Here is a 19,002-nt window from a genome sequence, read left to right as displayed (position 1 = left end):
CACGATCGCATTTCGCGGACATTGATTTCGGATGCTGCAAACCTGTAAAAGTGATAAATATTAATGTAACAGCGCTAACCTCAATCGGGTTTTTTCAGTATATAATGATGAAAGCGCTTTAAAAAAATCTTCGCTATCGAAACGGAGGATACGAGGAAATGAAACAGCTTATAGCAGTTGCGCCCAGGAAAGCCGCTTTGTTGGATATGAATACGAGAGCGGTGGAGCCGCATGAAGTAAAGGTGCGCATTAAATACGCATCGCCGAAGCACGGCTCGGAGCTTGCCGCCTTCCGCAACGAAGGCCCGCATATTCACGAGTATTACGATGAAGAGTGGCATGCGTTCATGCCGAGGAAAACACAGGTGGAAGGCCAGGGCAATTTCGGCCATTGGAATCTCGGCAATCAATGGGTTGGCGTTATCGTCGAAACGGGCAGCCAGGTGCGCGGTTATGCTATAGGAGATCAGGTATGCGGTTACGGCGGCATTCGTGAGGAGCATATCGTAAGCGCCGTTGATAATTATTATTTGATGAAAATGCCGGAAGGAATGCCATGGCAGAACGCCGTCTGCTTCGATCCGGCGCAATTCGCATTGGGCGGCATCCGCGACAGCCATCTGCGCGCAGGCGATACGGCGGTCGTATTCGGGCTTGGGGCAATCGGACAAATTGCGGCTCAATTGGCGAAGCTGGCTGGAGCGAGCTACGTTGCGGTCGTCGATCCGATCGAGCGCAGGAGGACGGCCGCGCTTGAGGCGGGAGCGGATGCAGCATTCGATCCGACGAGTGATGATGTCGGGCTGGAGCTCAAGAAAGCGACCGAGAAGCGGGGCGTCGACGTGGTCCTGGAGACGAGCGCGAACGAGTTCGCTTTGCAGCATGCGCTGCGCGGTCTCGCATACGGCGGTACGATCGCCTATGTCGGCTGGGCGAGAATGTTTAAAGGCGGCATGGAGTGGGGCAAGGAAGCTCATTTCAATAACGCCAAAATCGTCTTCTCGCGTGCCTGCAGCAATCCGAATCCCGATCATCCGCGCTGGTCCTGGCGCCGCATCGAGGATACATGCTGGGATTTACTGAAGAAGGGGAGGATCAACTGTGAGCATATCGTGTATCCGGTTATTTCCTTCGAGCAGTCTGCGGAAGGTTATGAAAAATTCGTTGATCAACACCCCGAGCTGAGTATCAAGCTGGGTGTCTCTTTCAAATAAGAGGAGCCTGCACACCGCATGAGAAGGGGGAACAACGGAATGAACCAGTTGAAATATTTGCTTGGGCATGCCGAACTGAAGGTGCTCGATTTTAATATTCATACCCGTACCGAAATGAAGACGTTCGGCCGTTCCCTGCCTTGCACGATGATGTCTTACCACAAGAAAGGCGAAGCCAGGCTGAGTGTAAACGGCAGCACATACAACATCGTTCCCGGTACTGTCGTCTATATTCCTCCCAATGTCAGGCATGACCATTACAAGACATCCCATGAGGAGACGGTATTTCTCTGGTGGCATTTCAACTACGAAATCGCAAATATTGTCGACGTGCTCAAGCTGTTTCAAATCCCGCATACATTCAAGCTGAGGGACAGCGACCGGTTCGAGAACGTATTCCGCCAGTTTCGGGACTTGACCGACCATTCCGGCATACTGCCTTCCACTATTCTCAAGCAAGCCAAAGCAATGGAGCTGTTGTATCTTTTGCTGGACAATGCAGTGTCCGGGGATGAAGTTTTTGCGGATCCACCCGCAGTAAATTTCTTAGGTATATTGGCGAAAATCGTACAGCACCCCGAACGTCCCATTTCGCTGCAGCAATTAGCAGATGAACTGCATATGCACCCAACCTATATTTGTAACCGCTTCAAGGAGTTGTTCGGCAAATCCCCGATTCAGGCGCAAAAAGAATTGAAAATTCAAAAAGCACAGACGCTGCTTCAGACGACGGAGCTGTCGGTTACCGAAATATCGCAAATGCTCGGATTTAGCGAAATCCAAAATTTTTCGCGTTTGTTTAAAACCTACATCCATGTTTCGCCGCTGGAATATCGCGCTGTGTACAAGAAAATGCAGCGTGTGTAACGAAGATTATGAGAGGCATGACGATGAAATGACTGTCTGCTTGGCTGCGGACAGGGTACAGGATTACAATGCGGCTGGCTGTTCCTCCGAAGGGTTGTGCGCGGTGGAAGAATATTATTCGAATATCGTCTTACTATCCTTTGTCCGGCTGCAATCGGCATCAGCCGGTGAAGGCAACGGCATTTGATAGGTTTTCTGTCCCATTAGGCACGGCTTGCCGTGCCGGCAGGCAAATTCGATGGAACAGGGGGAGGAAGAATGGTAAATAAACCGAAGGCTGTTATTTCAATGGTTTTGATCGCACTTGTGCTGTTGACGGGGTGTTCAGCGAAAGCCCCGAGCAGCTCGACCGCAAGCAGCGAATCTGCCGCCGATGCGGGGGAGGCGAACGCAAATTCGAATGCTAATGTTGCGGAAACCCCCTCCGAGGGGGCTGTTACCGTCACCATCTGGGATAATTTCACGGACGAGGCGCCCTCAAAGGCGCTTGATGAGCTTATAACAAGCTTCGAGGAAGCAAATCCTTCAATCAGCATCAAGCGCACCACTTTGAAAAACGAGGATCTCCGCAACACGATCAAGCCAGCTTTGACGAGCGGCAAAGGACCGGATATTTTCAATTACGACGCCGGCCCCGGATACCTGGGCGTGCTCGCCAAATCCGGACTGGCGATGGATCTGACCCAATACGTTGATACGATGGGATGGTCTGAACGCTTCCCGGCATGGGTGAACGAACGGGTTACCTTCGACAATAAAGTGTACGGAATCGGCAATGAAATCGAACTGATTGGTGTTTATTACAATAAGAAAATATTTGAGGAACTGGGCGTGGAAGTACCCAAAACGTACGAGCAATTTTTGGAGATATGCAAAAAAGCGAAAGAAAAGGGTCTGGTCGCCGTTTCCTTCGACGACAAGGATCAGTGGCCGGCTTTCCACCTTGAGAGTGTATTCTACACGGCAACGGCGGGTAAGGACAAAATCCGGGAGGTTCTGGATAAGCAGGCAAGCTTCGACCAGCCTGTGTTTGCCGAGGCATTGGATACTTTTGGCCAATTGATTAAGGACGGCTATATTTCCCCCAATCCCCTTTCCGTTTCTTTCGATGACGGCAATAAAGAATTTTATGCGGGCAAAGCGGCCATGAGGATAACGGGATCGTGGATGGTCAGCGAAATGGTCGAAAATATGAAGGACAATGTCGGCTTCTTCATTATGCCGTCCGTCAATCCGGAGCTTCCGCTATCGGCACCCGGCGGCATTGGCGGCGCGATGGTCGTCTCCGCCAAGACAAAGCAGCCGGAAGCAACCGTCAAATTTCTCAACTTCCTCTTTACCCGGGAAAATGCGGTTCATTGGTATCAGAACAGCAAAATACCGCCGCTTGACATCGATGTCGAAAGTCTTGATGCCAGTCCGCTATTTAAAGAAGTAGTCAAGATGGTCAATACGCCGGCCGGGCTCTCTTATAATATCGACGTGCTGATGCCGCAGAAAGTAAACAACGTTACGCAAAACATCATGCAGGAGCTGATCGCCGGGAAAAAAACAGGTTCTGACGTGGTCAAAGAGAAGCAGAAGGCATTCCAGGAAGAAATAGCGGCAGGCAATTATTAACCCGTTATGCCGGCGGTGGCGACGGCCTATGGTCAAGCCGCTGCCTTTTTTTCTTATGCCAGGGAAGGAGGCGGGATTCAAAAATGCCCTTCATTAAAAAAGCGATTCGCTTCAAGCCGCTGCTCTTTATTGCGCCCGCGTTGTTCTTTTATATTGTATTTCTGGTTATTCCGATTGTTCGCACCGTACAATTCAGCTTCTTCAGTTGGGACGGGGCAAGTCCGGATATGCTGTTCGTCGGATTAGACAATTATGCGCGAATGCTGGAGGATGAAACGTTCTGGCGGTCGCTTGCCCATAATTTGTTCTGGATCGTTTCGACAGTCGTGCTGCCTGTAGGAGTCGGCTTTATTCTGGCTGTATTGCTTGCATCTCATCTGGTGAAACGCAAGGTGGTATTCCGTGTAACCTATTTTATGCCCCATATTTTGTCGCTGGTGGCGGTCGGTATTGTCTGGAACTGGATTTACCATCCTGCTTTCGGGGTCATTAACGCTTTTTTCAGAAGCATCGGACTGGATTCGCTGGCGATGCCGTGGCTTGGCAACGAGCATACGGTGCTGCCTTCCTTGATTGTGGCGGGAAGCTGGACTTATTACGGGTTCTGTATGGTTATCTTTATCGCTGCAATCCAGGCGATAGACAAAAGCTATTACGAGGTTGCCAAAATAGAAGGGGCGGGAATGCTGCAAATTTTTTTCAGAATCACGGTGCCGCTGCTGAAAAACACAATCACGCTGCTTGTATTGAATTCGCTGATCGGTTCTTTTAAGGTGTTCGATATTATATATCTGATGACCAAGGGAGGACCTTTTCATTCCTCCGAAGTCATTTCGACTTATATGTACGCCCAAGCGTTTCAATTAAACGATATCGGCTACGGCTCGGCTATTTCGATCGCTCTGGCTGCAATCATTGCGCTCTGTTCGATCATATATATTCGTTTGGCCGAGCGCCAGGGATAAGGAGGGGAGGCAATTGAGGAACGGGCAAGCATTAAAGACGGCAATCATTTATTTCGTTCTTATTGTCTTTTTGTTCATTTCCGTTTTGCCGATTTTCTGGGTTGTCATGGCTGCGCTGAAGGACTCTGCGGAGTTGAACAGCAATCCCTTTTCGCTGCCTAAGTCGATCACCTTCGCAAATGTATCCGAAGCCTGGACGGTCGGCAGGATGAACGATTACTTTCTCAACAGCGTCATTGTAGCGGTGCCGCGCGTGTTCGCCATTCTGGCGTTGTCCACGCTTGCCGGATTTGCATTCGGCAAATTGGCGTTTCCGGGCAGAGACCTGCTGTTTTACTTTATATTGGTGGGCATGATGGTACCGATCCAGGCCATGCTTATCCCGCTGTATTACACCATGCAGAACCTGGGATTTATTAATACTTACTGGGCGCTGATCATCCCGAGCCTTGGGTTATCGATGCCGTTTGCCATTTTTATGATGAGGGCGTTCTTTCGCGACATACCGGACGATATGATGGATTCTGCGAAAATCGACGGCTGCGGCGATTTCAAAACCTTTATATATATCATGCTGCCGCTCATCATGCCGGCAGTCACTTCGCTGATCGTGTTTGAATTCAGCTCATCCTGGAATGATTTTCTGCTTCCGCTGCTGTTCGTATATGACGATGCTTACCGGACGCTGCCGCTGGGGTTGATGTATTTTTCAGGCGAATATACGACCAATCAGTCGCTAGTTGCTGCCGGCGTCACGATTGCGATCGTGCCTATTATTATCGTATTCGTTATTTTCCAGCGCAAGTTCATCGAAGGAATTACAGCCGGTTCCGTAAAAGGATAATGATCCCGATTATCAGGCGGTCAGCGGCTATCTTTGTAATGATTTGATTTTGTAGGTTTTGGGATTTAAACTTCACAGTAGAGCGTCCTCCTGGATGGACTGTGACCCGCTGCTTTCTCCCCAGCAATTCCATGATTTATCAACAAATCTGCATGCAGCGGGAGCTTGGCTTTATGAGTGAGTGCAGTAAATCATCGAAACGACAGGACATCTGAAGTTTTGGATTGAGCTTTATAAGGGGGATATTTGCCAACCAGCCTTCGAAAGAGAGGAGGATAGAACGAAGCATGAAGAAGGTCACGCAACAGCAGATCAAACAAGCGAACATGGAGACTGTATTCCGTTTGATACAGACAAGTAAAGGCGCCTCGCGTGCGAGCCTGTCGAAGGTGACCCAATTGAGCCCGACAACCATATCGACGATCGTCGACGATCTTATCAAGAAAAGCATCGTCGTTGAAAGTGCTTTGATTGATAATCCCGGCGCAGGGCGCAAAGCGATCACACTGGAAATCAATAATGGGAGTAAATATCTGATCGGCATGGAGCTAAATGAACTTGGTGTAACCGGCACGATCTACAACTTGAAAAATGATCCGTTCATTACCAAGACACTTTTGTATAACAAAAAAAATCACGACAAGGATGAGTTCTTGCGGCTTATCGTTGATCTGGTTCGGATGCTGGTTGATGCCGTACCGGACAAGACGAAGGAGCTGCTGGGCATCTGCATAGGCGTTCCGGGCATGCTGGACAGTGAAAGGCGCTCGATCGTCGTCTCTACGCCGCTGCTCATCAAGGATATGGAAATAATCAACAAGCTAAGCTTGGAGCTCCCATACCCGGTTTATATGGAGAATGAATCCCTTCTGGCTGCCATTGCAGAGAAGGAGCATTTCAAAAAGACGACAGGTCCGTTTATTTATCTTAATGTCAACAAGGGTCTTGGCGTGAGCATAATGATTAATGATAAGCCTATGCTTGGCGTCAGTAAGGTATTCCCCGAGATCGGACACATGTCGCTTGACGTGAATGGCCCACTCTGCCCGTGCGGCAACAGAGGCTGTTTTGAAACGATGGTTTCTCTTACCGCCTTGACCGAACGCACCTTAATGCTGATGCCGGAGTACAAGGACTCGGTCCTCCACAAGCTCACCGGAAGTGATCCCGAAAAGATCAATGAGCTGGTTATTGCACAAGCGGTTAAATTGAACGACCCGCTTGCGCTTGCGGTGGTACAGGAGATCTCCAGGAATCTGGCCTACGGTATCGTCAATTTGATTAATATTTTCAATCCCGAGGTCATTGTGATTGGCGGCAGATTGTCACACCTGGGAGAGGTTCTGCTTGCTTCGGTTGTCGATATTGTCCATGAGCGGGCGCTAGCCCCGTTCTCGCAGGCATGCAGCATCTTCCTGTCCCGGCTTAACGTGAATAACGTATCTGCTGGCGCGTCGCTGTATGTGCTGAATAAGGTGCTTGAAGAACAAATTTAGCTGTAAAACAATGGTATTCCTGGTGCCGCCGCCTCATGACGAGGTGGCGGCACTTTTTATATTTGATGACATTAATTTCATGGAATAAAGATATTTCCAGCCATTATGATTTTTAATCGTTTAATCCCATTAATAAATTTATTTTACAGAATCGATTGACTTTTCAGAATATTCTAGATATAAATAAAATGAATTAATAAAGTCACTGGATTAATTAAACTCAATTCAGGAGGAGGGTCAATATTGAATCTGTTGAATACGCTTAAGGGCTCCATGATGGAGGGTTTCTTCCCCGCAGGATGGGATATGGAAGCTATCGACAAATGCGCTGCAAATAGTCCTGGGCAGGTTCTGGAAAGGCAACCCAAATGGCATTCAGGCTTTCAGCCTGTACCGTGCGGTTCGATCTATGATTTCGACACGTTCATGGGCCATGAACTGGCTCTGCAAATCAAGCTTGCGAAAGAACATGGCGAACAGCTTGCGCTGATTCTTCCGGTAGGTCCGATGGGGTTATACCGCTGGGCGGTGTTTTTCCTGAAAAGCTGGGGTATCGACGCCAAACATGTACATGCTTTTAATATGGATGAGTGGAGCGATGAACATGGCAATACGCTGCCCTCCAACAATTCCGCTTCTTTTCAACACGGTATGGAGCAGGCATTTTATAATCCGCTTGGGGAGCTGACTGTTCCTGTGAGCCAACGGAATTTTGCAACCAAAGGCAATCTGCCGAACTATGCCGGCAAGATCGGCGAATTGAAGGCTATGGGTGCCAGGCTGATTGTGGTGTACGGCATAGGCCGCTGCTTCCATATCGCTTTCTGGGAGCCGCACTTCGCAGGCGAATTTGCAAGTGAGCAGGAATGGTCGCTGCAAACGCACCGCATCGGCGCGAAGCTGCATCCGATGACGATCGAGCAGAATGCGATCACGAGCTTCAAGAGCCGGACCACCCTGGTTCCTTGCTTTGCCAACACGATTGGCCCGGGCTTGTTCATGCAGGCGGATTATACGATCGGCGGCGCAGACGGCGCCATGGGACGCGGCATGATGTGGCAGGGTTTATCGCTTTGGACGACCTTGAGGCATGAGAAATCACCATGGATTCCATCCTCCTACATGCCGACTATGCCCGGAAAGCTTTTCTTCCTGAAAGAACTTGCCGGACCGCTTACAGCAGATTTGAACTAGTGGAAGGAGCAAATAGCATGATTGTTCTGGCCATTGGCGCCCACCCTGATGATACCGAAATTTTATGTGCCGGCACTCTGGCAAAAATGAAACGGATCGGACACGAAGTCATTTTGTGCCACGCAAGCACGGGAGATAAAGGCCACTACATGATTCCAGCTGAGGAACTGATCCGTATCCGGCAGCAAGAAGCACAGGATGCGGGAGCGGTCATCGCAAGCAAAGTGATCTCCCTGGGGCTGAAGGACGGCGAAATTTCCAGCGAGAGCGAAGCAGCCAAGCTGAAGTTTATCGAGTTGATCCGCACGGTCAGGCCCGATATGATTATCACCCATGCTCCCAATGATTACATGCCCGATCATGTGGCGGTCAGCAAGCTGGTGTTCGACACGTCCTTCCTTGCGACATTGCCCGGCTTCTCCGACATCCCGGTGGCAGGTAAAATACCAACGCTATATTACATGGATAATTTATCGGGTATCAATTTTCAACCGACGATCTATGTCGACGTTGAAGAAACATTTCAAACGAAGATTGAAATGCTTAAGAAACACCAAAGCCAACTGGTGTGGCTGAAGGAACACGACAATGTGGATATCGTGGACTTCGTGGCTACATTGGGCAAATTGCGCGGAATTCAGGCAGGCTGCAATTACGCGGAAGGTTTTATCCAGCACATGGTCTGGACCAGGCCGAACGCTGTAAGGTTTCCCGTATAAGTAATAGTCATTATTTCAAAGGGAGGGTATTGCAGGATGGCGATCAGAATAGCTGTTGCCGGAACGGGCTGGGTTGCCGGTGAATACATGAAAGCGACCGTACAAAACCCGGGGGCGGAGTTAGCCGGAATCTACAGCCGGGACCGCGCTTTCGCACAACAACGCTTGACCGAAATGGGCTTTGATACGCAGGTTTTTGATTCCTACGAGAAGATGGTTCAGGATCCTGATGTGGATGCGGTTGTTTTATGCTCAACGCCTGATGTTCGGACGGAGCAGACAATTCTGGCTGCTCAGAGCGGAAAGCATTTGGTGATTGAAAAACCGATGGCGATGAACAAGGAGAACCTTTGGAAGATGGCGGATGCACTCACGGCAAACCCCGTCACGACCGTCGTCAGCTTTGTTCTTCGATGGAATCCCGGATTCGACAACATCAAATCGCTGATCAATGACGATGCATTGGGCCGCGTCTTCATGGCGCAGATCGACTACTGGCACGATATCGGTCCGCATTACGGGCAATACAGATGGAGCAGCAAGAAAGAACTTGGAGGAAGCAGCATGCTTTCTGCAGGCTGCCATGCGGTAGATGCGGTGCGTTATTTCTCCGGCGATATTGAAGAGGTTACGGCTTACAGCTGCGGAACGAGGAAGGAATCCGGTTATGAGTTCGATCCGAACACACTGGCGATCTTCAAGCTTGCGAACGGCGGTATCGGCAAGGTGTCGTCTTCGCTCGAGTGCAAAACGCCTTACCGCTTCAACATTCATCTGCTGGGCGAGAAAGGCTCTGTGATGAACAATCAAGTATTCACGCATAAGCTGCCCGGCCAAACAGAGTACGCGACCGTGCCTACGATTCTTCCGGACAGCGGCGATGTCAGCCACCACCCGTTCGTGCATGAAATCAATGATTTCATTGAATCCATCGAGCTGAAGAAACAAACCCGATGCGATTTCTTCGATGCATTCAAATCGATGGAAGTCTGCTTTGCAATCGACGAGTCGGCAGCGACCGGCAAAAAGATAACATTACCGTTGACCCGATAGGAGGCGGCTGGATGAACCTGCGTGTAAGCCTGATAGGGTTCGGAGGGATAGCCCAGGCCCATCTCGACTCATTGTCGAATTTGGCAGCTTACCGATCCGCAGAACAGACAGCTTACACCAGTGACGCTTGGGAGAGGGGGCTAATTAATGGCTGAGAAAACAGAAATTCTCGCCGGACAGCCGCAAATGCGGCAGATAAAGCGAAAAGACTGGCTCAAAAAGAATGATTGGACGGGTTTTCTGTTCGTTTCACCGCTGGTGCTGGGCATATTAATCTTTGCGATTTACCCGATGTTCGCTGCTTTGCTTATGAGCTTTAAACAAGTCTCGGGAACAGGCTTTGGCGGTACATGGGTTGGTTTAAACAACTATAATTACATTCTGAATGATCCGATTTTTTGGCAATCGCTTTATAACACATTTTATATGGGTTTTCTGTCCGTTATCCTCGGTATCATGGTTTCCTTCATTCTTGCCAGCATGATCAACAGCCTGAAGTGGGGGGGAGCCAAGAACTGGTATAAAGGCATCTTCTTCCTGCCGAACGTTATATCCGCAGTCGCGTCTTCTCTTCTCTTTACCTTCATGTTCTTCCCCACCAATCAGGGTATCATCAACTATGCATTTGGCTTTGTAGGCATTGATCCTGTCGGCTGGTTCACCGATCCGAATTACTCCCGGATCACTATCGTGCTCATGAGCATGTGGGGAGCGCTCGGCTACAATACCATCATCTTCATTGCCGGTCTGCAGAGTGTTCCGCGGGAACTTTATGAAGCGGCCGAGGTTGACGGCGCGAGCGGGCTGAGGCGCTGGTTCTATATCACAATCCCATACCTGCGTTCAATTTTCGTATTCATGCTCGTCATGGGCACTATCCAGAGCATGAAACGATTTACCGATGTCTGGTTGATTGGAGGTACGGCCGGTAATCCCAGCGGTTCCTTGCTTACCTCGGTGTTATACATTTACCGCAACGCATTTCTTGCCAACCAAATGGGAATGGCGACGGCGGCTTCCTACCTGTTATTCATTGTCATCTTCATTTTGACGGTTCTCTTGCTTCGACTGAACACCAAAAAAGACAGCCTTGATTAAATTTGGGGAGGGATGGAGGGAGATGTCTTTTCAGACTGCAGCTATTAAAAGCGGCTCAAAACGCCGCGCCGATGCCATAACACAATGGACGCTGATGATTTTGCTGGCTTTCGGCTCATTGTTCATGATCATACCGTTTATCTGGATGCTCAGTACCAGCTTTGACTGGTCGGCCAGACTTGAACTTAGCTTTCCGCCCAGATTCTTTCCGGCTGAGCCCTCAATGAAAAACTATCAGGCGGCGTTCACCAACGTGCCAATGCTAAGGTATATCGTTAACTCTCTCATCGTCAGTATAGGTACAATCGTGATCAGCGTATTATCCGCCCTGCTCTCCGGCTATGCGCTTTCCAAGATTCGTTTCAGGGGCGCGACGGTTGTGCTGGTGCTGGCTCTTAGCACCATGATGATCCCTTTTGAAATGACCATGATTCCGCAGTACATGATGTTCAGTAAATTCGGCCTGCTTGATTCCTACTGGGCGTTCTACCTTCCAGCCATCGGATACACCTTCGGTACATTCCTGGCGAAAGCTTTCATGGATCAGCTCCCTGGCGCTTTGCGGGAAGCCGCGATTATTGACGGGGCAGGCGAAGGCACGGTATTCTGGCGGATTTACTTGCCTTTGTGTGCGCCGATCGTCGCAACGCTTGTCATTCTCCTGTTTCTGGGCGTCTGGAACGACTTGCTCTGGCCTTTGCTTGTACTGAAAAGCGCGGACAAATTCACCATCCAGCTCGGTCTTGGGATGTTCGCTTACAACAACGGACTCAATCGTTTTCCTTCCATTATACTAGCCGCAACGACAGTCAGTCTGCTACCGGTCTTCGTGCTGTACCTGTTCCTGCAAAGGTATATCATCGAAAGTATCGCACTTTCCGGTATCAAGCAGTAATTCGACCGGATGTATTCAAGGAGGTGAACTATATTTAATAACTGTATTTTGACTTGATTTTGACTCGAAAAGGTAAGAGTTCGCCAAAATTCAAAAATCGGAAGGGGTTTCTGAACAAATGAAGAAAATCGTGCTTGCTGCTCTTGCGATCTTCATGGCCCTGTCTCTGGCTGCTTGCGCCGGGGGAAACAACAACCCTCCGGCTACCGACGGTGGACCGGAAGGAACCGTTCGTGTTGCTCTGGCAGGCTGGACGCTCGAGAACGGTATTGACCCGCTGACAGGAAACAACTCCGTAGGCTTGAACGAATTCCTGGAGAAGAATTTCAAACCCAAATATCCGAATATCAAGCTCGAAATCTATCAAATCCCTTGGGAAAACGCAAAAGCAAAACAATCAGCCATGCTGCTCTCCAAAGATGTTGATGTCATGTACACTGGTGGCGCTTATGCCGCTCAATGGTACCAGGAAGGCTTGCTCCGCGATATTGACGATCTGATCGACGTAGACACTGACTTTGATCCCAGCATTTATCTGAATGGCGTGTGGAACAACTCCTACTCCACCAAGTCGCTTGACGGAACAAAACAATTCGGTATTCCTGCAGTATTAGGCCGCCGTATGACGATTTATGATAAAAAGCTGTTCGAGGATTGGGGCGTAGAACCGCTTTCTGCCAAAGCCACACCGGAGGAAATTCTGACAGCAGCGAAAAAAATGACCGGCAAGAACCCGAAGACGGGAGAAGACAACTACGGTATCTATTGGAGCGGCAACACCATCAACGGTTCTACAATGGTAGCCTTGACGCTTGCTTTCAACGCCAGCGGCGCTGAGGGCAGCCTTTCAGACATGAAGAATATCAAATGGCAGTTGAACTCCCCGGAGATGGTCAAGGTTATGGATTGGCTGAAGGAAGCAGCTCCGCTGGCGCCGCCGGGATTCGTCAACGCACAAGGAGCCGAGAACTTCGGATTGTCCAAGAATAACATCGCAATTGCACTTGATAACAATGCCGGCTCCACGATGTCTGATTTCAGAACCACCAAAGACAAGGCTAATCTGGACAGATTCGTACCCGCCATGAATATGGGGCCGAACGGCGAGAGCTGGGTGGCTGTTGATCCGTTCGTCATGGCCAAAGATGCAAAGAACGTTGAAGCTTCCTGGGAAGTTATGAAGTTCCTTGCCGGATATGAGACGCAAAAGCATAACTACCAATACTTTTCTTACACGCCTACCCTCAAGAGCCCGGACTTCATCCTGCCTGAAGACAAGTATGTTCAAGAAGCGCTGAAAATCGCAGACCTCGCCCATTCCAAGCTTATGGACGAAGTGAATCCATTCTTCCAGTCCGACATAAACTCGGCTGTCAACGGCTTCATTTCCGAAGCTGCAAAAGGCAATGCGCCTGACAGCAAGGCGTTTCTTGACGGCCTCCAGAAGCGTGCAGAAAACTGGTCCAAAAACCTGAAGTAATGAAGCAGGCGGGAGTGACCGGGTTACCTGACTCTCCAATCTAAAAGAATCGATAGAATTGGAATAATAGAATCGGAGGGAGACTTGAATAATGTTGAAGGGAATCAATCAATGGTGTTTTCCGGAAGGAACGCCGCTGGAGACCATTTTCGATACCTGCCAGAAAGCGGGTTATGATGCTGTCGAATTGAATCTGTACGAGCCGGGTGGCGTTGGTTTGACGATTGATATGAACACTTCCCAAGTAGAGGAAGTCGGCAAGCTGGCTGAAAAATACAATTTGAAGTTGCGAAGCTTGTCCACCGGCCTGTTGGGCAAATACCCGTTTTCCTCAAACGATGACTCCATCAGAGAGATGGCCCACAAAACCGTGGGCAAACAGCTTGAAGTTGCCGCCATTCTTGGAATCGATACAATTCTGGTCATTCCCGGCCGCGTGACGGAAGAAGTGCCTTATGACATCGTTTATAAACGAAGCCAGGAGGAATTGACGAAGGTCCTGCCGACTGCGGAAAAGCTTAAGATCCATATGGGTATTGAGAATGTTTGGAACAAGTTTCTCCTTTCGCCTCTGGAAATGGCGCGTTACGTCGACGAATTGAATTCTCCGTATGCGGCAGTGTATTTCGACGTGGGCAACGTTATGATTTGGGGATTCCCGGACCAGTGGATTCGTATTCTGAACAAGCGGATTAAGAAGGTGCATGTGAAGGAATTCAAAACAGGCGCAGGAAACTACAATGGATTCGTTCCGCTTCTTGCAGGAGACATCAACTGGGCGGCAGTCAGGAAGGCATTGAATGAAGTCGGATATACGGATACCCTTACCGCCGAATTGGATGCTTACAAGTCCACGCCGGACCAATTGATCTATGATACGGCGCGTCATATCGAATTCATTATTAGCGGAGAAGTGAAATAACAATAATAGCAAAGGCTGTGATAGCGAGTGAAAATCGGCTTAAGCACGTACAGTCTGTCCCAGGCAATCAAGGCTGGGGATATGGATATACTCGATGCCATCCAGTGGATCGCCGACAACGGCGGGGAGCACGTGGAGATTTCGACGTTCGGTTCTGATCTGGCAGACACTCCTGAGCTGATCCCCGCCATTGTGCAGAAGGCGAAGGATGCCGGCATCGATATTTCCAACTACTGTATCAGCGCCAATTTCATCAGTCCGGCCAGCGGCAATTACGCGCAGGAAATCGAACGAGTCAAGAAGCATGTTGACATTGCTGAGCAGCTGGGCGTAAAAACAATGCGCCATGATGTCGCGTTCCGGCCGAAAGAGGAAAGCACCGAGCGCCAATATACGGAAGACTTTGAACAATTGGTGAATGCAGTCCGAATCGTCGCGGATTATGCGGTGCAATATGGCATAACGACCAGCATTGAGAATCACGGTTTTTATATCCAGTCCAGCGACCGGGTTCAACGCTTAATAAATGCAGTTGATAGGCCCAATTATAAGACAACACTGGATATCGGGAATTTTATGTGCGTGGACGAGGATCCCGCAGCCGCAGTAAAGAAAAATCTTCCTTACGCATCCATTGTCCATCTCAAGGATTTTTATCTTCGTCCGGCGTATAAGAATCCCGGCGAGGGCTGGTTCCAGACATTGAGCGGCAATTATCTCCGGGGTGCGATCATTGGTCAAGGCGACATCGATATGTTTGAGGTGATCAGGCTCGTAAAGGCTTCAGGCTATGACGGTTATATCTCCATCGAGTTCGAAGGTATGGAGGATTGTCGGAAAGGTTCGAGAATCGGCATCGAAAACGCAAAGCGGTTATGGGCGGAAGCCTAGAATTTTATAGGAGAGGATGTTTACAAGATGGCGGTTAAAGTAGCAGTAGTAGGCGTAGGCGGTATCGGCGCGGATCATTTGCAGCATCTGTACGACAGCGAGAAAGCGGACCTTGTTGCAATTTGCGACATTGTACAGGCCAATGCTGACAAAGCAGCCGAGAAATACGGCGTAAAGGCATATACGAATGTTGACGAAATGCTTGAGAAAGAGCCGCTTGACGCAATCTTTCTCTGCATTCCTCCCTTTGCGCATGGAGATATGGAAGAGAAGGTTGCGGCAAAGGGGATCAACCTGTTTGTTGAAAAGCCGGTTGGCCTTGACTTGGATACCGTGAGAAGAAAGCAGCAGGTTCTAGAGAAATCCGGTATTATCGTCGGCACTGGGTATTGCCTGCGCTACCTGGACACCGTTGCTCAAGCAAGAGAATATTTGAAGGACAAAAAAGTCGCGATGGTTCGCGCACACCGTTTCGGCGGTCTCGTGCCTGTGCCTTGGTGGAGCGATATCACGAAGTCGGGCGGCCAGCTGGTTGAGCAAACGACGCATAACCTTGACCTGATTCGCTACATTGCGGGCGACATCGTTAAGGTATCAGCCGATATGGCATTGCGCGTAATGGATGACGTTGCGAACATCAGCATACCTGACGTGTATTCCGTCAATTTCGTTCTGGAATCCGGTGCGATTGGCCATCTCGACACATCTTTCGTTGATCAGCCTGACGGACGCTCAAGCCTTGAAGTCATTGGCCGTGGCTGGCGCGTGAGTATCGACTGGTCGGTGCTCACGATTATGGAGAACGGCAAAACCATGACAATAAAAAGCACTACGAACTTCTATAAGGCACAGGATGAAGCATTCCTGGAAGCGATTATCACTGGCGACCGCAGCCTCATTCTGGCTCCTTACGAGGAAGGCATCAAGACGCTTGCGGTGACGCTTGCAGCCCATCAATCTGCCGATTCCGGAGAGTCCGTAAGAATTGGATCACAAGCTGGATGACAATATCACTTCTTATATAGCAGTAATTCTAGCTTGCAGAGAAAGCCCATGTTTTTCCGGGCTTTCTCTTTTTTATTATGGGGGCTTGATTTATAAAGCTAAGGGGACCGAAAGCAATGGGAGGAAGTATTACAAAAAGTTGTTGTCCTGCGTTATCAGATGAGCTGTCTTTATTTTCTTTTGATCATTGAATCCTTGACCAGCATCTCTTAGAATAGGCGAGTAAGCGCTTTCTTTAAGGAAATAAGCATTCGTGATGATGGAAGAGGAGTGATGGGGATGAAGGGGAACTGGTACCGCCGCATGCTGCTTTCGTATTTTCCGATATTTTTGTTTACGGTGACGATTTTGATTTTCTTGTCCTTTATCGTGGTCAATGACATTTCGCATAAGGAAACGGTCAAGGCCGACAGGATTACGACCGATTATATGGCGGATCGTCTGACCCGTTCATTGAAGGGGATCGAGATGGATGTGCTCGAGGAGGTGGAGAAAAACGACCGGTACCGCGATTTCCTGAACGTCGGATTGACGGGAGAGAACAGCCAGGTGCTCTTCGATGTCGTCGACAGCATGCGTACGCTTACCGACAATGACAGCCTGCTCGATTCGATTTATGTATACCGGCATGAGGACAAGCAGGTGCTGACGCGCAGCGGCCTTGTGGAGTGGGAGAAATTTGCCGACCGGCGGTTCATTGAGCAGGCGCTCGCTCACCCGGACAATCACGGATGGTCTACGGTGCGGCTTTACCATGAATTCAGCACGGAGAAGGATAAACGCGTTATTACCATTTACAAAAGAGAACCGCTTCCCTTCGGAACCGAGGGGCTCGTTGTCATCAACGTCGATATGTATTCGGTTGAACAGATGATCCGCTCAATGAATAACAGCGATATATCGTTTGTGGATGTCAGCGACGCGTTCGGGGCAATGCTGTTCTCCACACGATCGGCAGATCGGACCGGCGTTGAGGCGGCAGACGGCAAAGTGCTGAACCGCGTCCCCTTGGAACTGACCGGCTGGACGTTCGAGAGCGGAATCGTCGCCGGCCAGCTGTTCATGTGGGTATCCGTCATCTCTTATGTTTGGGTTGTTATCGGTCTGCTGACGGTTGTTTTTGCGATACTCTACATCCTTTATATCACCCGAAAAAATTACAAGCCGATTCGGGTGATGATGAACCGGGTCGAATCGATTCAGCTGCGCGAGGATGCGTTCGGGCTAAAGATGGACGAACTGTCCATGATCGATCGCACGCTGGAAAGCCTTATTCAGCAAACGGCGGATTTCGAGAAGCAGCAGCGCGAGAACCTGCTCGTGAGCCGTCGCCAGCTGTTCCACGATATGCTGCAGGGCGACGGACTTGACGACGTTTCCGGCAGATTGGCAAAGCTGGAGCTGCTCCCTGTGGGGGAGAAGCCCCTGCAATTGACGTTCGTTGTCGTTGAGATCGGACGATATCGCGATTTCCGCACTAATTTTCCTGCACGGGATCAGCATACGCTGAAGTTTGCGTTAACGAACGTCCTGCAGGAGCTGGCTCAAGCGGATGGTATGTATGGCTGGGCGGAGTGGATTGCGGAGAATAGGATGGGCATGATTGTCGGCTTAAGTGGAGAACATTCGCCCGCGAGGGAGAAAATCCGGATATTTGCAGACAAGGGTCGGATTTGGGTAGCCGAGCATTTGCGGCTATCGCTGATGTTTGGCGTCGGTCATGCGGAGCGGGAATGGGAACGGGTTGGACTTTCATACAAAGCGGCTGTCGAGGTGATGCGGCACAAAATGTCTCTAGGCAAGCAAGCCGTCGTGATGAGCGAGGATCTGCCGGATGATGCGGGTCGGCAATGGTTCATCTACTTGCAGTACGGCTCCGGGCTTGTAAAGGAGTTCAGACTTTTAAACGGCGAATGGCGCGTGCATCTGGAGAGATTGTTCGGGCATATGGAGAAGGATTACTTGAAGGATGAGGATATCCGGATGATTTTGCAGACGATGATGGATATGCTGGGGAGCGAGTTGTCGGACATGTCCGATGAATTGTCCGGTCATTTCAAGGGCCCGGAAGCCGAAGCCATGCAGAAGGCAGCGGACGATACGGTGTCGCTCGACGATTTAAGGGCGCTATACTCCGAGCGTTTGACGGAAATATTCCGCACCTATGTCGCTCATACCGAAACCAAAAACCATCACGCGATGATTAACGAGCTGAAGGGGTATATCGAGGAGAATTTCGAAAACCCCAATTTGTCTCTGCAGCACCTGAGCGACCGGTTCCATGTTTCAGGCAAATACGTCAGTTATTTATTCAAAGAAGAATTCAATATGAAGTTCATCGATTTTATCGTTCGGCTCCGGATGGAGCGGGCAGAGGAGCTGCTCGCCGAAACAGATGAGTCGGTGCAAAATATCGCCCTTCGGGTGGGATACGCGAATTCCATTACATTCGGGCGCGTGTTCAAGCGAATCATCGGTATGACGTCGGGAGACTATAGAAAGCTGAAGCAGAAGCCTGGAAAAGCCCGCCAAACCGGGGATTTTTGAAAATAGTTTATTTCGCGACAACAGTTATATTTAACATAATATGGAAATAAAAATGGAAGTTTATCGTTTGGAAACTAGTTTATTGTTACATTGCCGAATGTCATGCCATACTGTGTTCATTCCGATTCGGGCTGCGGCAGCTTTACTGAAAGCGTTATCCTAAACAGCCAGGCAGCCTGCGCGGTACTCTAT

The 19,002-nt window shown here is 49.7% G+C and carries 17 protein-coding genes; all 17 read left to right on the top strand.

Annotated features, from left to right (window positions below):
- Positions 1-158: 158 nt before the first annotated feature.
- The 17 genes from ACFOLF_RS37845 to ACFOLF_RS37765 all read left to right on the top strand — a co-directional run bounded on the left by ACFOLF_RS37845 (position 159) and on the right by ACFOLF_RS37765 (position 18,810).
- Positions 159-1,214 (top strand): zinc-binding dehydrogenase, encoded by a 1,056-nt coding sequence (locus ACFOLF_RS37845; protein WP_210045901.1) that lies wholly within the window; start codon positions 159-161, stop codon positions 1,212-1,214.
- A gap of 39 nt (positions 1,215-1,253) precedes the next feature.
- The gene (locus ACFOLF_RS37840) at positions 1,254-2,081 is read left to right on the top strand and encodes an AraC family transcriptional regulator (RefSeq protein WP_210045900.1); all 828 of its coding nucleotides are present in this window, start codon (positions 1,254-1,256) and stop codon (positions 2,079-2,081) included.
- A 28-nt stretch (positions 2,082-2,109) separates the two neighbouring features.
- Positions 2,110-2,268, top strand: coding sequence for a hypothetical protein (locus ACFOLF_RS37835; protein ID WP_210045899.1), 159 nt, complete (start codon positions 2,110-2,112; stop codon positions 2,266-2,268).
- 71 nt (positions 2,269-2,339) lie between these two features.
- The gene (locus tag ACFOLF_RS37830; protein ID WP_210045898.1) at positions 2,340-3,701 is read left to right on the top strand and encodes an extracellular solute-binding protein; all 1,362 of its coding nucleotides are present in this window, start codon (positions 2,340-2,342) and stop codon (positions 3,699-3,701) included.
- 83 nt (positions 3,702-3,784) lie between these two features.
- Positions 3,785-4,666, top strand: coding sequence for a carbohydrate ABC transporter permease (locus ACFOLF_RS37825; protein ID WP_210045897.1), 882 nt, complete (start codon positions 3,785-3,787; stop codon positions 4,664-4,666).
- Between the two features lie 13 nt (positions 4,667-4,679).
- Complete coding sequence (locus ACFOLF_RS37820) at positions 4,680-5,510, top strand: carbohydrate ABC transporter permease (RefSeq protein ID WP_210045896.1); 831 nt, start codon at positions 4,680-4,682, stop codon at positions 5,508-5,510.
- 287 nt (positions 5,511-5,797) lie between these two features.
- Positions 5,798-7,006: an ROK family protein gene (locus ACFOLF_RS37815; RefSeq protein WP_210045895.1), complete on the top strand. Its 1,209-nt coding sequence runs from the start codon at positions 5,798-5,800 to the stop codon at positions 7,004-7,006.
- 243 nt (positions 7,007-7,249) lie between these two features.
- Positions 7,250-8,200: a glucosamine-6-phosphate isomerase gene (locus ACFOLF_RS37810; RefSeq protein ID WP_210045894.1), complete on the top strand. Its 951-nt coding sequence runs from the start codon at positions 7,250-7,252 to the stop codon at positions 8,198-8,200.
- Positions 8,201-8,217: 17 nt separating this feature from the next.
- Positions 8,218-8,919 carry a PIG-L deacetylase family protein gene (locus tag ACFOLF_RS37805; protein WP_210045893.1) on the top strand — a complete coding sequence of 234 codons (702 nt, stop codon included), beginning with the start codon at positions 8,218-8,220 and terminating at the stop codon, positions 8,917-8,919.
- 36 nt (positions 8,920-8,955) lie between these two features.
- The gene (locus ACFOLF_RS37800) at positions 8,956-9,972 is read left to right on the top strand and encodes a Gfo/Idh/MocA family protein (protein WP_210045892.1); all 1,017 of its coding nucleotides are present in this window, start codon (positions 8,956-8,958) and stop codon (positions 9,970-9,972) included.
- A gap of 147 nt (positions 9,973-10,119) precedes the next feature.
- Positions 10,120-11,070 carry a carbohydrate ABC transporter permease gene (locus ACFOLF_RS37795; RefSeq protein ID WP_210045891.1) on the top strand — a complete coding sequence of 317 codons (951 nt, stop codon included), beginning with the start codon at positions 10,120-10,122 and terminating at the stop codon, positions 11,068-11,070.
- 22 nt (positions 11,071-11,092) lie between these two features.
- Entirely contained in the window at positions 11,093-11,965 is an 873-nt protein-coding gene (locus ACFOLF_RS37790; RefSeq protein WP_210045890.1) for a carbohydrate ABC transporter permease, read from the top strand.
- Between the two features lie 118 nt (positions 11,966-12,083).
- Positions 12,084-13,445, top strand: a complete 1,362-nt coding sequence (locus tag ACFOLF_RS37785; protein WP_210045889.1) for an ABC transporter substrate-binding protein — start codon at positions 12,084-12,086, stop codon at positions 13,443-13,445.
- A gap of 91 nt (positions 13,446-13,536) precedes the next feature.
- Positions 13,537-14,367 carry a sugar phosphate isomerase/epimerase family protein gene (locus tag ACFOLF_RS37780; protein ID WP_210045888.1) on the top strand — a complete coding sequence of 277 codons (831 nt, stop codon included), beginning with the start codon at positions 13,537-13,539 and terminating at the stop codon, positions 14,365-14,367.
- A gap of 27 nt (positions 14,368-14,394) precedes the next feature.
- Positions 14,395-15,258 (top strand): sugar phosphate isomerase/epimerase family protein, encoded by an 864-nt coding sequence (locus tag ACFOLF_RS37775; protein ID WP_210045887.1) that lies wholly within the window; start codon positions 14,395-14,397, stop codon positions 15,256-15,258.
- A gap of 27 nt (positions 15,259-15,285) precedes the next feature.
- A complete protein-coding gene (locus tag ACFOLF_RS37770) occupies positions 15,286-16,263 on the top strand; it encodes a Gfo/Idh/MocA family protein (RefSeq protein ID WP_210045886.1) in 978 nt (325 codons plus the stop codon).
- A gap of 279 nt (positions 16,264-16,542) precedes the next feature.
- Positions 16,543-18,810: an AraC family transcriptional regulator gene (locus ACFOLF_RS37765; protein ID WP_210045885.1), complete on the top strand. Its 2,268-nt coding sequence runs from the start codon at positions 16,543-16,545 to the stop codon at positions 18,808-18,810.
- Positions 18,811-19,002: the final 192 nt, after the last annotated feature.

Origin of the sequence: Paenibacillus sepulcri, assembly GCF_042647105.1 — a bacterium.
Taxonomy (GTDB): domain Bacteria; phylum Bacillota; class Bacilli; order Paenibacillales; family Paenibacillaceae; genus Paenibacillus_Z; species Paenibacillus_Z sepulcri.
The sequence above is the reverse complement of the archived record's forward strand: the minus strand, read 5'-3'. Positions and strand labels throughout refer to the sequence as shown.

Bases quoted from the DNA above. Each gene is read 5' to 3' on its own strand.
- ACFOLF_RS37805 (WP_210045893.1), top strand. From the start codon at position 8,218: ATGATTGTTCTGGCCATTGGCGCCCACCCTGATGATACCGAAATTTTA.
- ACFOLF_RS37815 (WP_210045895.1), top strand. From the start codon at position 5,798: ATGAAGAAGGTCACGCAACAGCAGATCAAACAAGCGAACATGGAGACT.
- ACFOLF_RS37785 (WP_210045889.1), top strand. From the start codon at position 12,084: ATGAAGAAAATCGTGCTTGCTGCTCTTGCGATCTTCATGGCCCTGTCT.
- ACFOLF_RS37795 (WP_210045891.1), top strand. From the start codon at position 10,120: ATGGCTGAGAAAACAGAAATTCTCGCCGGACAGCCGCAAATGCGGCAG.
- ACFOLF_RS37790 (WP_210045890.1), top strand. From the start codon at position 11,093: ATGTCTTTTCAGACTGCAGCTATTAAAAGCGGCTCAAAACGCCGCGCC.
- ACFOLF_RS37830 (WP_210045898.1), top strand. From the start codon at position 2,340: ATGGTAAATAAACCGAAGGCTGTTATTTCAATGGTTTTGATCGCACTT.
- ACFOLF_RS37780 (WP_210045888.1), top strand. From the start codon at position 13,537: ATGTTGAAGGGAATCAATCAATGGTGTTTTCCGGAAGGAACGCCGCTG.
- ACFOLF_RS37845 (WP_210045901.1), top strand. From the start codon at position 159: ATGAAACAGCTTATAGCAGTTGCGCCCAGGAAAGCCGCTTTGTTGGAT.
- ACFOLF_RS37825 (WP_210045897.1), top strand. From the start codon at position 3,785: ATGCCCTTCATTAAAAAAGCGATTCGCTTCAAGCCGCTGCTCTTTATT.
- ACFOLF_RS37835 (WP_210045899.1), top strand. From the start codon at position 2,110: ATGACTGTCTGCTTGGCTGCGGACAGGGTACAGGATTACAATGCGGCT.
- ACFOLF_RS37800 (WP_210045892.1), top strand. From the start codon at position 8,956: ATGGCGATCAGAATAGCTGTTGCCGGAACGGGCTGGGTTGCCGGTGAA.
- ACFOLF_RS37840 (WP_210045900.1), top strand. From the start codon at position 1,254: ATGAACCAGTTGAAATATTTGCTTGGGCATGCCGAACTGAAGGTGCTC.
- ACFOLF_RS37770 (WP_210045886.1), top strand. From the start codon at position 15,286: ATGGCGGTTAAAGTAGCAGTAGTAGGCGTAGGCGGTATCGGCGCGGAT.
- ACFOLF_RS37765 (WP_210045885.1), top strand. From the start codon at position 16,543: ATGAAGGGGAACTGGTACCGCCGCATGCTGCTTTCGTATTTTCCGATA.